This window comes from Lysinibacillus sp. RC79, from assembly GCF_041262405.1.
Taxonomy (GTDB): Bacteria; Bacillota; Bacilli; order Bacillales_A; family Planococcaceae; genus Lysinibacillus.
Genome location: NZ_JBGCCD010000014.1, coordinates 127,664 through 139,392 on the forward strand (window position 1 = coordinate 127,664; position 11,729 = coordinate 139,392).

An 11,729-nucleotide genomic window follows, 5' to 3' on the forward strand; every position below is an offset into this window, starting at 1 on the left:
CAGCAATTATAAAATTAAAACCAGTGACCGTAAAAGGCACTGGTTTTAGTTTGTTTAAATTGTTTATTTTTTATCCCGTATTAACAGGCAGTAATTTATCTATATCAAAAGAGAAGCGTCAGGTCCTCCCATTTCAATTCAAGGAGTGCAAAGAAATAGGTGGGGCTAACTGCCAGTAAAAACCCGATTGGTGAAGACTAATAATCAGTGGGGTAAAGACCCTCCCACTGTTTAAAGTTTCACTTTATCCTACAAATGATTTAAATGTAGAGACTGTATTTGAAATATCTTCACTTTCGCAAATGGCAGAAATAACTGCTATTCCATCCGCACCTGCTTTAAATACCGTATGTGCATTCCAGCAATTTATGCCTCCAATCGCAACGATAGGAAGCTCCGGATATTGTATCCGAACTTGCTGTAAAAAATCAGTTCCACTAGGTGGTTTGGCGTCGCTTTTAGAAGTGGTTGAAAAAACCGGACCAATTCCTACATAATCAGCACCGTATTGTAGAGCAGTTTGTAATTCAGCTTGTGAGTGAACAGAAACACCTAGAATCATGTTGCCAATTTTTTTACGTACCTTCGACACAGGAAAATCCTCTTGTCCAATATGAACACCATCCGCTCTAAGTTTTATAGCTAGCTCTAAATCATCGTTGACGATAAACGGAACATTATACTGCTGACAGAGCTTTTGACATTTCCGAGCAAAATTTTCATAGGCTTTCCCAGTAAGTGCATTTGGCCCTTTTTCACGGTATTGAAACATGGAAACTCCAGATTGGAGAGCTTTCTCTAAAACATTTATTGGATCTTGTTTGAAAACATTATCTGTACCCATAATAAAATATAGCTGTAGATCGTCACGTTTCATGAATGATCACCTCGCAAGAATCCTTATAGTTTTGATAGGCAAAATGATTTGTTGGACCATGGCCATTACCAATAAATAAATCATGCGTTATTGCTAATTGAATAAATTTTTTAGCTTCCTCAATCGCTTCTTCTAGAGGTAGTCCACGACCAAGAAAGGCAGTTAATGCAGCGGAAAACGTACAGCCTGTCCCATGCGTATTTTTTGTTGCAATACGTGTAGACTGCATGGAAAATGACCGACCGTCTTGAAAAAATACATAATCAGTAGCATAACATTGATCCTCTAAATGACCGCCTTTAATAATGACGCATTGAACGCCCATTTGTAATAAGACTTGAGCTGCTTCTTTAATATCTGTTAAAGAGTTGATTTTCCTTCCAGAAAGGGTTTCTGCCTCAGGAATGTTCGGTGTTACAATTGTTGCTAAAGGTAGCAAAAAACTACGTAATGCCTCAATTGCTTCTTGCTGTAATAAGCTTTCGCCACCTTTTGCAATCATGACAGGATCTACAATAAGCGGAATTTTCACTTCAGCTAAAATCTGTGCAATTGATTGGATTATTTCGGAGGAAAACAGCATTCCTGTTTTAACAGCACTAATTGAAAAATCTTCGACTAGCGCTATAAGTTGTTTTTCAACAAAGCTAACTTCAATTGGTAAGACATCCGATACACCAAGTGTGTTTTGGGCCGTTAAAGCTGTAATAACAGACGTTCCAAACACCTTTAATTCCTGAAATGTTTTTAAATCAGCCTGTATACCTGCACCGCCACCACTATCTGAACCAGCAATTGTCGTTACAATATGCATCATTCTTCACCACCCTTGGAAAGGCGATGTAATTCATTCAATACTGCAATTTGAAAATCGCCAATATATTGAGTTGAAGAAGCGGCTCGCTCTGCCACTTTTTTATAAAGCGATAAAGTTTCTACCAATTGGTCAAATAGTTTTTTTCCTGAGACGTAGGAGGCACAACAAATTGCACTTAATAAGCAACCTGTTCCGGTAATTTCTGTCATTTGAGAATTTCCACCTGTAACCCATTGCTGATGTTCGCCATCAGTAATAAAATCCTTTTCACCGGTCACAATCACAATACAATTGTAGAGTTGAGCTACTTGCTGTGCCTCAAGTTCTAAAGAAATGGAACCACTACCACTATCTACGCCTTTTTGTTGCCATTCTACATTGGCAATAGCTGCAAGTTCACCAATATTACAACGAATAGCCGCAAATTTTATTTCCTCCAGTAATTGTTGTACCGTTTGTTTCCGGTATGTTGTTGCACCTGCAGCAACAGGATCTAAAATAACGGGAATGCCAAGAGCATTTGCTTTTTTTCCTGCAAGTAACATTGATTCTTTCATTCGTTCATTAAGGGTACCAATATTTATCAAAAAACCTGAGGCAATTGCGACCATTTCTTCAACCTCATGACTGTCATCAGCCATGACTGGAGAAGCACCTATTGCTAATAAGCCATTTGCTTGAAAATTAGCCACAACATAATTAGTAATGCAATGAATAAGTGGATTTTGTTTACGGATCGTTTGAAAAATCAATTTAAGTCCTCCTTTTGGATGGACGTAAGCGTGCAAAAAAGGCCCTTTTTCGTGTAAAAAAAACACGTAAAAGAGCCTTTCATCAGTAATTAGATGTGTATTGCTCCCTACGTCAGTATTAACTAACAGGTTCAAAGGGTCAGGTTTTACCTTCTCAACTCTAAATGAGTCCCCCTGCAATTATGCTTTTAGTTGTCCAAAATGTACCATATTATTCATTCGTGTTCAATAGGGAATTTTTATCTGTGCGAAAGCGGAGCGACAGCAACAAGTGTTTTCTGTGCGAAAGCGGAGCGACAGCAACAAATGTTTTCTGTGCGAAAGCGAAGCGACAGCAACAAGTGTTTTCTGTGCGAAAGCGAAGCGACAGCAACAAATGTTTTCTGTGCGAAAGCGAAGCGACAGCAACAATTACACCAAGCTGAAATTGATAGAACTAAAACGTGACTGATGCCATATAGCAGAGCATGATAGTTGTCACGACTTTAATGAATTAGAGTGAATTCCATTGAAAATGATAAAAATTGAGTTTTATAATGAGCGTAATAAAGGGGGCACATGCCATGAAAAGAGAAGATTTAATCGCACCAGAATGGTATAACATTTCAGAGGAAATTGAAAAATATGCACAAGATTCTACGAAAAATGCATTAGTAGTTTATAACGAAGATGAGGAAATTCAGTATATAACATATACAGCTTTACTTGAAAAGGCGAATCAGGCAGCACATGTATTTACATCTCAAGGTTTAAAAAAAGGTGATGTTATTTTAGTCATGGTGCCGAGATCAGTTGAAGCGTATATCGTCTATATTGCAGCCTTAAAGACAGGTTTAACCATAATACCTAGCTCAGAAATGCTGAGAACGAAGGATATTGAATATCGAATCAATCATGCCAATGCAAAAGGTGTTATTGCATTTGAGCCTTATATTGAACAATTTGATAATGTGGAAAATTTACAAGAAATACAGCAATTTGTCATTGGTCATGCACATGGATCTTGGCAGGCATTGCTTGAAAAAATGCAAAACCAACCAACAACCTATATAAGTTCTACACCAACTAAGAGTACAGACATTGCATTTTTAGCATACACGAGTGGTACAACAGGCAATCCGAAGGCAGCGGTACATACACATGGCTGGGGTTACGCACACTTACGAACTACTGCACCAAATTGGTTAGGTGTCCAAGAAGGTGACATTGTTTGGGCTACAGCAGCTCCTGGCTGGCAAAAATGGATTTGGAGTCCGTTCCTTGCTACTTTAGGAAGTGGTGCAACAGCATTTGTTTACAAAGGTCACTTTGATGCGGCAACATACCTTGCACTGCTTGAAAAATTCAATATTAATATTCTGTGTTGCACGCCAACCGAATATCGATTTATGGCGGGGCTTGAAAATTTACGAGATTTCAATTTAAGTACAATACGTCAGGCTGTGTCAGCGGGTGAACCTTTAAATAGTGAAGTGATAAAAGTATTTTCCGAGGTCTTTAATTTACAAGTACGAGATGGTTATGGACAAACAGAGAATACATTACTTGTTGGTACAATGGTAGGGATGGAGTCTAAAATGGGCTCAATGGGGAAACCTACTCCGGGTAATACTGTAGAAATTATCAATGATTTTGGAAATCCTGTTGCAATCGGAGAAGTTGGAGATATTGCTGTTCACTGTGAAACACCCGCGTTATTTAAAAAATATTTAAACGATCCCGAACGTACAAATTTACAATTTAGAGGCGAATGGTATATTACCGGAGATCGTGCATATAAAGATGAAGATGGCTATTTTTGGTTTGAAGGACGTGGGGATGATGTCATTATATCGTCTGGCTATACGATTGGCCCATTTGAGGTAGAAGATGCGTTATTGAAGCATCCAGCAATAAAAGAAACTGCCGTTGTCGCGAGTCCGGATGAAGTTCGTGGAAATGTAGTAAAGGCATTTGTTGTGCTCTCTGATGGAGAAGTTGGTGATGAAGCGCTTATTAAAAAACTACAAAGCCATGTGAAAACTTTAACAGCCCCTTATAAATATCCTCGTGCAATTGAGTTTGTTACTGAGCTACCAAAGACTGCATCAGGCAAAATTCGTCGTGTCGAATTACGTGAACAAGAGAAAACCCATTCTAACATTCATCATTAATTTCCTAGGAAATTAATGTCGAAAATCAAAGTTCCTGCTTTGTTTATGAACTTTGATTTTTTTTTTTTATTAGATAATGTAGTATAGGTTGAATAGGTTAAAGCTTTTGCATAGTATTGGCTCACCGTAAAAAGAAATGACATTTGTTAAAACGTGTGACTTGTATATAAGTTAATTGGAGTCTTGGCACTCCTTAGGGATTAGCGTCATAGATTTAGACCATGGAGTAAGCCAAGTAGAGGAGACGAAGGTTAAAAGCATTACGTCCTGTGAAAACGCTGCGCTTTCGCATAAAAACTCTATTGTCCCGAGAGTCCAGTCGGAACATAGATCAACCCATGTTATGGTGATAAGCCATATTATTGCAATAAGTATGAAACAAATTAGAATATCTATTGTATAACGTATGAGGAGGCGGAAAAATATGAATGTTAAAAGGTGGACTGCTTTAATAATTGCAGGTGTACTATTAGTATTCTCGTTAGGGATCAACACTATTTTTGCAATATTTAAATCGGATTTCTTTAGCAATTTTGATAGCTTGGTGGCTGGAAACGACTTGACGGTAATGGAAGTGGTTAAAGAAGGTGGCGATATGGATAAACGTATTGCATACTTAAAGGTTGATGGTGCGATTCAAGATGTTGGCTCAAGTACATTATGGCAACCAGTTGCTTATGATCATCAATTTTTCTTAAATCAATTAGATAATATTTTATATGATCAAACTGTGGAAGGTATCGTTTTAAGTGTTAATTCACCAGGTGGTGGTGTAAAAGAATCAGCAGAAATCTATAAAAAACTTTTGAAAATTAAAGAAGAGCGACAAATTCCAATCTATGTTTCTATGGATTCGATGGCAGCTTCAGGTGGTTATTACATTTCAGCACCTGCAGATAAGATATTTGCGCAACGTGATACAATTACAGGTTCAATTGGTGTCATTATGCAATCTATTAATTATCAGGCGTTAGCAGAAAAAGTTGGTATTAAATATGAAACGTTTAAATCTGGTGAACATAAAGATATGCTTAGTCCAATGCGTGAAGTGACACCGGAAGAGCGTGCTATGATGCAAGACATGATTAATGAAACTTATCAGGAATTCATTCATATTGTGGCAAAAGGGCGTAATATGTCTGAAGTCAATGTGAAAAAAGTTGCCGATGGTCGAATTCTTAGTGGTAAGAAGGCACTTGAAGCGGGATTAGTAGATGAGATTGGTGATGAGGAAGCAACAATTGCTGCACTGCGTAAAGACTTTGGTTTAGAGGACGCAGAATTATTTGAGTATTCATATGATGAGGGTGGCTGGCAATCATATGTTGGGATGAAGATTGGGTCAATGTTTGGTCCGTCAGCAGAGGAAAAAATGTTGATGAAAATTATGGCAGATTATAAAGCACCAAAAATGATGTATTTATATGGCGAAAACTAAGGAGGGAGTACAATGACAAACAATGAAATTGTTATGCAAGGTTCACCCTCTATGGAGAATGCCTTCCTAATAGATAAGCCAATTACGAATAAAAATTATGCGTTAAAAACGGCAGGCTTTTGGATACGTTTTTGGGCATTTTTATTAGATGGATTCGTTATTACAGCTATAGGTGGAATTCTCGTTAACCCAATTTTTTATTTAATGGATTGGTCATTATCTGAAACAGTATGGTATGCACCAATTTCGATTATATCCGCTATTTTTTATTACAGCTATTTCGTATTGATGACGAAATTTTTTGGGCAAACATTAGGGAAAATGATATTTGGATTACGTGTTATTTCATTAAAGCATGAGAAGCTGACTTGGTCAGATGTGTTATTCCGTGATTGGATAGGGCGGATCATCAACAGCATTTTTATGCCACTTTATATTCTCGTAGCCATTTTACCGAATAATCAAGGTCTACATGATTTTTTCGCGGATACAACAGTCGTTCATGAAAAAGTTTATATTGAAAAAGATATTGTGCAACCATCTTTGCCGATCAAAGAGGAAAATACTGAATCTGTACCTCTAGAGGAAAAACTAGAACCTGAAAAGCTAGAGGAAAAAAACGAAGAATAATGGCTAGGGCTGTCTCATTTCAGTGAGACAGCCCTTTATTTTTGTTGATAGTAGTAATTGATGGTTAGTTAGAAAATAACCTTGGGAATTAGCGTCACAGATGAAACCCTGAAACGCAAGTGTAGCTGCTCATCGGACGCGCCCAGCCGGAACGGAAATCAACCTACATGCGCGATAAGATTTTATCAAAACTATTTTTGATAAGCTGTCTCAGTTGCAATTAATTCCCTCCATTTAGTAATATTATGTACATATGATGATTAGGAGGCGTTTATATGGCACAAGTAACATTTAAGAATGGCCCAGTAACACTTGTAGGTAACGAAGTAAAAGTTGGAGACAAAGCACCAGACTTTACTGTATTAGCGAATGATCTATCACCTGTTACATTAAAAGGTTCAGAGGGAAAAATTCGTTTATTTAGCGTTGTACCATCATTAGATACTGGTGTTTGTGATGCACAAACACGTCGTTTTAATGAAGAAGCAGCAAACTTAGGTGACAATGTAGTTATCTATACGGTATCTGTTGACCTTCCGTTTGCTCAAAAACGTTGGTGTGGTGCAGCAGGTATTGATGCTGTTCAAACAGTTTCAGATCACCGTGACCTTTCATTTGGTGAAGCATACGGTGTCTACATCCAAGAATTACGCCTTCTAACGCGTGCGGTGTTTGTTGTGGATGCAAATGACAAAGTGACATTTGTGGAATATGTTCCTGAAGCAACAGACCATCCAAACTATGAAGCCGCAATTGCAGCTGTCAAAGTACTAGCATAATTTATTGATTTTAGGCTAAGATATTACTAGACAAAGGGGCTGTGACAAGTTTTTGTCACGGCTCTTTTCTGCGTGAAAGGAAGTTGTATATGGAAAATATCGAAAAGTTATTTGGTATGCTAAATGAACATGCTGAAAAGATAGAAAAAGAACATAATGTTACATTGCTAGAGGGGATTTTAGATGGCTTAGAGGCATGGCTAGATGGGGAAGTTAATTTTTCACAAGATGGTGCTACAAAGGAAGATGTGCGCAAAGCGATTCAAATTGCTGTTTTAAAGGGGATGCGAAAAGGATCTCAACCGAATCACCAAATGACACCTGATACTCTTGGATTATTAGTTGGTTATTTTGTGGAGCAACTATTTGCAGAACGTCTAGAGACTGAAAAAATTTCCATTTTAGAGCCAGCGGTAGGTACAGGAAATTTACTATTAACAGTTATGAATTTATTAGACGGAAAAATAGAAGCAACAGGTGTAGAGGTTGATGAGCTACTTATTCGTATAGCTGCTGCTACAGCTGATTTGACAGAGCAGCCAGTTTCCTTATTCCGTCAAGATACTTTACAAGATTTATTAGTAAATCCTGCAGATGCTATTGTTTGTGATTTACCGGTCGGGTATTATCCGAATGAAGATGTCGCATTAGATTATGAACTATGCGCTTCAGAAGGAATGAGTTATGCACATCACTTATTTATTGAGCAGTCCATTAATTACACGAAGGATGGAGGCTACTTATTTTTCTTAGCACCGACCCATCTTTTTGAGTCTGAGCAATCGAAACAACTGCATAAATACATTCAAAAGCATGCTTGGATTCAAGCGATTATTCAATTGCCAGATACAATGTTCGCCAATAAAGCACTTGAAAAGAGCATTGTCATTTTACAAAAGCAAGGTAAGGAATTCAATGCTCCAAAAGAGGTACTGTTAGCAAAAGTACCAAATATGCAAAATAAACAAGCTCTTGCTATGTTCTTTGAAAAAGTGAAGATGTGGCAAGAAGGGAAATAAGTAAAAAAAGAGGCTAGGACAAAACTGGCCAAAAACCTTAAAAAGCGTGAGAAATCAATTATAGAAACGTTGATTTTTCGCGCTTTTCTAATGTGAAATTTTTTAATTTTGCTTTAAAAATATACTTATATCCCAATCTCTTTAATTTGTCGATAAAAGAATTAGTGCAATTGGTTGATTGGAGTGAAGACTGGGCGACTCCTTGGGGATTAGCAATAGAGGAACGAAGGCTAAAAGCATCACTTCCTGTGATAACGCCTTCGTGACCAACATCCTGTTGCCCCAAGCGGCTCATCGGACGCCCCCAGGAAAGCGCCCAGTCGGAACGGAAATCAACCCCTCGTTTTGCAGAAGAGCCATACATTATTTAATAGGAACTTTAATATCATTACATAATAGTTTTTCAACAATAAGAAAAAGGTATCCAAAACTGGATACCTTTTATGTAATACACAATTAATTTTCAGGTGTACGGATTACAAGTACGTCACATTTAGCTGAGCGTACAATTGCTTCAGATACTGAACCGATTAAGAAGCGTTCTACTGCATTTAGACCAGTTGCACCACAGATGATTAAGTCTGCGTCTACAATTTTAGAAAGTTCTTTTGTAATGATATTTTTTGGTGAGCCGTATTCAATTACGAGGTTAACATTTGTTAAGCCTTCTTCTTCAGCTTGTTTTTTGTAACCATTTAATAGCTCTTCAGAGAATGCTTGAGCACGCTCAGCAATTGAACGGTCGTATGCTTCGATTGCAGCGAATGAACGTGTGTCAATAACATTTACTAAGTTTAATACAGCACCATCGTTACGTTTTGCTACGTCAATCGATTTACGAAAAGCGTATTCAGCTTCCTTTGAACCGTCTACTGCAACTACAATGCTTTTATATTTATTAGCCATTTGAATTACCTCCCTGATTTGTATATGTTGATTATACCAAATGATTTTCTAAAGGAAATACTTTCCGGAAGAAAAAATGTGAAAAAGTGAAGGCATTTACATTCACAAACAAAAAAATATTACTATTACAAGCATATTTTTTGTTACTTACGTGGCATTCTCCAGGAAACCTCTAAGATTGATAAAGTTGGAATATTTATCATTGTAAGAATATTAGGAATTTTATCTATTATTATTTTAATTAAAGCATTTTTTGTTTATGTTTGGTAATATGGAAATGCAAGGGGTGCATCAATACATCGAAGAGTATGTAACAAAATGTGCTTATTTTTTAGGTAATGGAAGGGGATAGGGAAGATGAAGATTGGTATTCCAAAAGAGATTAAAAACAATGAAAATCGTGTAGCCATGACACCGGCAGGGGTTGTTACATTAACAAATGCAGGCCATGAAGTGTACATTGAAACTGGAGCAGGTTTAGGTTCAAGCTTCACAGATGCAGACTACGTTGCTGCAGGTGCTCATATTGTTGAGGCGGCAAAAGAAGCATGGGCGCAAGAAATGATCATGAAAGTAAAGGAACCTGTAGCATCAGAATACGATTACTTCTATGAAGGTCAAATCTTATTTACTTATTTACATTTAGCGCCAGAGCTTGAATTAACGCAGGCACTTTTAAATAAAAAAGTTGTAGGCATCGCATATGAAACGGTGCAATTAGCAAATGGTTCTTTACCTCTTTTAACACCAATGAGTGAAGTTGCTGGTAAAATGGCAACACAAATTGGTGCACAATTCTTAGAGAAAAATCATGAAGGTAAAGGTATTTTACTAGGCGGCGTATCAGGTGTACCACGCGGTAAAGTTACAGTGATCGGTGGCGGTATAGCTGGAACAAATGCGGCGAAAATAGCTGTCGGAATGGGTGCAGATGTAACGGTTATTGATTTAAGCCCAGAGCGTTTACGTCAATTAGAAGATTTGTTTGGCCGTGATGTTCAAACATTAATGTCTAATCCTTATAATATTGCAGAATCAGTGAAAAACTCAGATCTAGTAGTTGGGGCAGTTTTAATTCCTGGAGCTAAAGCACCAAAGCTTGTTTCTGAGGAAATGATTAAGTCAATGCAACCAGGTTCAGTAGTAGTCGATATTGCTATTGACCAAGGCGGTATTTTTGAGTCATCTGATCGAGTGACGACACATGATGATCCAACTTATGTAAAACATGGAGTTGTGCATTATGCAGTAGCAAATATGCCAGGAGCTGTACCACGTACATCAACAATTGCTTTAACAAATAATACAATTCCTTATGCACTTCAAATTGCGAATAAGGGTTATAGACAAGCATGTGTTGAAAACGCTGCATTGAAAAAAGGTGTTAATACTATAGAGGGACATCTCGTTTACAAGGCCGTTGCAGATTCTCAAGGTTTGCCATATGTAAATGTTGATGAATTAATTCAATAAATAAAATAACAAAAGGAAGCACCGTGTTTATGGTTGCTTCCTTTTATGTTGTTGAAAAACTATTCCTCTTTGCAAAACGAGGGTTGATTTCCGTTCCAGGCTACTCGCTTTGTTGCTGACGCTTCGCTTTCGCACAGATAAAACATTTGTCGCTGACGCTTCGCTTTCGCGCAGAGCAGAGCTTCCTGTGGGCGAGCGTCGAACCGCTTCCTCCGCTGCGCTCCGTGCAGGGTCTCGCCTGTCTCGCTTTCCCACGGGAGTCGAGTAGCCTTCCACTCCAATCAGCGATAGCGTATAACTTCTATTCATTTTAAAAGTGAACACTATGACGACTTATAACAGGTACGTAATTGTACACCTGCTAATGCTTCGCTTTTGCACAAAAAACATTTGCTGTAGTTTTTTATAACTATAAATTAGAGTGCCATGCAAGAAAATACATACTATGTGAAATAGTTGATTGGAGTGGAAGCTGGGTGACTCCTTGGGGATCAGCAATAGTGGAACGAAGGCTAAAACCATCACGTCCTGTGATAACGCCTTCGTGACCAACATCGTGTTGGCCCGAGACCCTGGAGCGAAGCGAAGCGGCTCATCGGACGCCCCCAGGAAAGCGCCCAGCTGGAACGGAAATCAATCACTCGTTTTGCCGGAGAGCATACTTTATAATCGAGTAGGAGACTAGCCATTAATTGACTAGTCGACCTCTCCCACCACCGTACGTACGGTTCCGTATACGGCGGTTCGAAAGTTTTATGGGTTTAAAATGATTTGGGAGAGACTTTTTAATTTTTGTTTCTCCCAGTATTTATTATTTAGGGCTCTATTTATGATTGGATTATTAGATGAACGCCAATATCCCTTTCGGGTATTTGCCATTCTGTA

The 11,729-nt window shown here is 38.1% G+C and carries 11 protein-coding genes and 1 riboswitch; of the genes, 6 read left to right on the forward strand and 5 right to left on the reverse strand.

Features of this window, described 5'->3' with window-relative positions:
* Window positions 1-244: 244 nt before the first annotated feature.
* From thiE to thiM, 3 genes are read right to left on the reverse strand one after another with little or no spacing between them, the layout of a single operon-like run.
* Window positions 245-877, reverse strand: a complete 633-nt coding sequence (gene thiE, locus ABH968_RS15030; protein ID WP_370045141.1) for a thiamine phosphate synthase — start codon at window positions 875-877, stop codon at window positions 245-247.
* Window positions 867-1,691, reverse strand: coding sequence for a bifunctional hydroxymethylpyrimidine kinase/phosphomethylpyrimidine kinase (gene thiD, locus ABH968_RS15035; protein WP_370045164.1), 825 nt, complete (start codon window positions 1,689-1,691; stop codon window positions 867-869). The genes thiE and thiD overlap by 11 nt, the downstream gene beginning before the upstream one ends.
* Window positions 1,691-2,446: a hydroxyethylthiazole kinase gene (thiM, locus tag ABH968_RS15040; RefSeq protein ID WP_370045143.1), complete on the reverse strand. Its 756-nt coding sequence runs from the start codon at window positions 2,444-2,446 to the stop codon at window positions 1,691-1,693. The genes thiD and thiM overlap by 1 nt, the downstream gene beginning before the upstream one ends.
* Before the next feature lie 87 nt (window positions 2,447-2,533).
* Window positions 2,534-2,632: riboswitch (TPP riboswitch) on the reverse strand.
* Window positions 2,633-3,009: 377 nt separating this feature from the next.
* Here thiM and mbcS point away from each other — a divergent pair.
* The 5 genes from mbcS (at window position 3,010) to ABH968_RS15065 (ending at window position 8,465) form a co-directional block, all read left to right on the forward strand.
* On the forward strand, window positions 3,010-4,599 hold the full coding sequence (gene mbcS, locus ABH968_RS15045) for an acyl-CoA synthetase MbcS (protein ID WP_370045145.1): 1,590 nt from the start codon (window positions 3,010-3,012) through the stop codon (window positions 4,597-4,599).
* Window positions 4,600-5,023: 424 nt separating this feature from the next.
* Window positions 5,024-6,037: a signal peptide peptidase SppA gene (gene sppA, locus ABH968_RS15050; protein WP_370045147.1), complete on the forward strand. Its 1,014-nt coding sequence runs from the start codon at window positions 5,024-5,026 to the stop codon at window positions 6,035-6,037.
* 12 nt (window positions 6,038-6,049) lie between these two features.
* On the forward strand, window positions 6,050-6,667 hold the full coding sequence (locus tag ABH968_RS15055; protein ID WP_370045148.1) for an RDD family protein: 618 nt from the start codon (window positions 6,050-6,052) through the stop codon (window positions 6,665-6,667).
* Window positions 6,668-6,942: 275 nt separating this feature from the next.
* Window positions 6,943-7,446, forward strand: coding sequence for a thiol peroxidase (tpx, locus tag ABH968_RS15060; RefSeq protein WP_370045150.1), 504 nt, complete (start codon window positions 6,943-6,945; stop codon window positions 7,444-7,446).
* Window positions 7,447-7,535: 89 nt separating this feature from the next.
* Complete coding sequence (locus ABH968_RS15065) at window positions 7,536-8,465, forward strand: class I SAM-dependent methyltransferase (RefSeq protein ID WP_370045151.1); 930 nt, start codon at window positions 7,536-7,538, stop codon at window positions 8,463-8,465.
* A gap of 58 nt (window positions 8,466-8,523) precedes the next feature.
* Here ABH968_RS15065 and ABH968_RS15070 read toward each other — a convergent pair whose 3' ends face one another.
* Together ABH968_RS15070 and ABH968_RS15075 are read right to left on the reverse strand one after the other, a co-directional pair.
* Window positions 8,524-8,760 (reverse strand): hypothetical protein, encoded by a 237-nt coding sequence (locus ABH968_RS15070; RefSeq protein ID WP_370045153.1) that lies wholly within the window; start codon window positions 8,758-8,760, stop codon window positions 8,524-8,526.
* 161 nt (window positions 8,761-8,921) lie between these two features.
* Window positions 8,922-9,371: a universal stress protein gene (locus tag ABH968_RS15075; RefSeq protein WP_323649118.1), complete on the reverse strand. Its 450-nt coding sequence runs from the start codon at window positions 9,369-9,371 to the stop codon at window positions 8,922-8,924.
* Between the two features lie 357 nt (window positions 9,372-9,728).
* On the opposite strand from ABH968_RS15075, the gene ald reads away from it, so the two are divergent.
* Window positions 9,729-10,844, forward strand: a complete 1,116-nt coding sequence (ald, locus tag ABH968_RS15080; RefSeq protein ID WP_370045155.1) for an alanine dehydrogenase — start codon at window positions 9,729-9,731, stop codon at window positions 10,842-10,844.
* Window positions 10,845-11,729 lie beyond the last annotated feature (885 nt).

Bases quoted from the DNA above. Each gene is read 5' to 3' on its own strand.
- tpx (WP_370045150.1), top strand. From the start codon at position 6,943: ATGGCACAAGTAACATTTAAGAATGGCCCAGTAACACTTGTAGGTAAC.
- thiE (WP_370045141.1), bottom strand. From the start codon at position 877: ATGAAACGTGACGATCTACAGCTATATTTTATTATGGGTACAGATAAT.
- ABH968_RS15070 (WP_370045153.1), bottom strand. From the start codon at position 8,760: ATGAGCCGCTTGGGGCAACAGGATGTTGGTCACGAAGGCGTTATCACA.
- ABH968_RS15065 (WP_370045151.1), top strand. From the start codon at position 7,536: ATGGAAAATATCGAAAAGTTATTTGGTATGCTAAATGAACATGCTGAA.
- sppA (WP_370045147.1), top strand. From the start codon at position 5,024: ATGAATGTTAAAAGGTGGACTGCTTTAATAATTGCAGGTGTACTATTA.
- mbcS (WP_370045145.1), top strand. From the start codon at position 3,010: ATGAAAAGAGAAGATTTAATCGCACCAGAATGGTATAACATTTCAGAG.
- ald (WP_370045155.1), top strand. From the start codon at position 9,729: ATGAAGATTGGTATTCCAAAAGAGATTAAAAACAATGAAAATCGTGTA.
- thiD (WP_370045164.1), bottom strand. From the start codon at position 1,691: ATGCATATTGTAACGACAATTGCTGGTTCAGATAGTGGTGGCGGTGCA.
- ABH968_RS15075 (WP_323649118.1), bottom strand. From the start codon at position 9,371: ATGGCTAATAAATATAAAAGCATTGTAGTTGCAGTAGACGGTTCAAAG.
- ABH968_RS15055 (WP_370045148.1), top strand. From the start codon at position 6,050: ATGACAAACAATGAAATTGTTATGCAAGGTTCACCCTCTATGGAGAAT.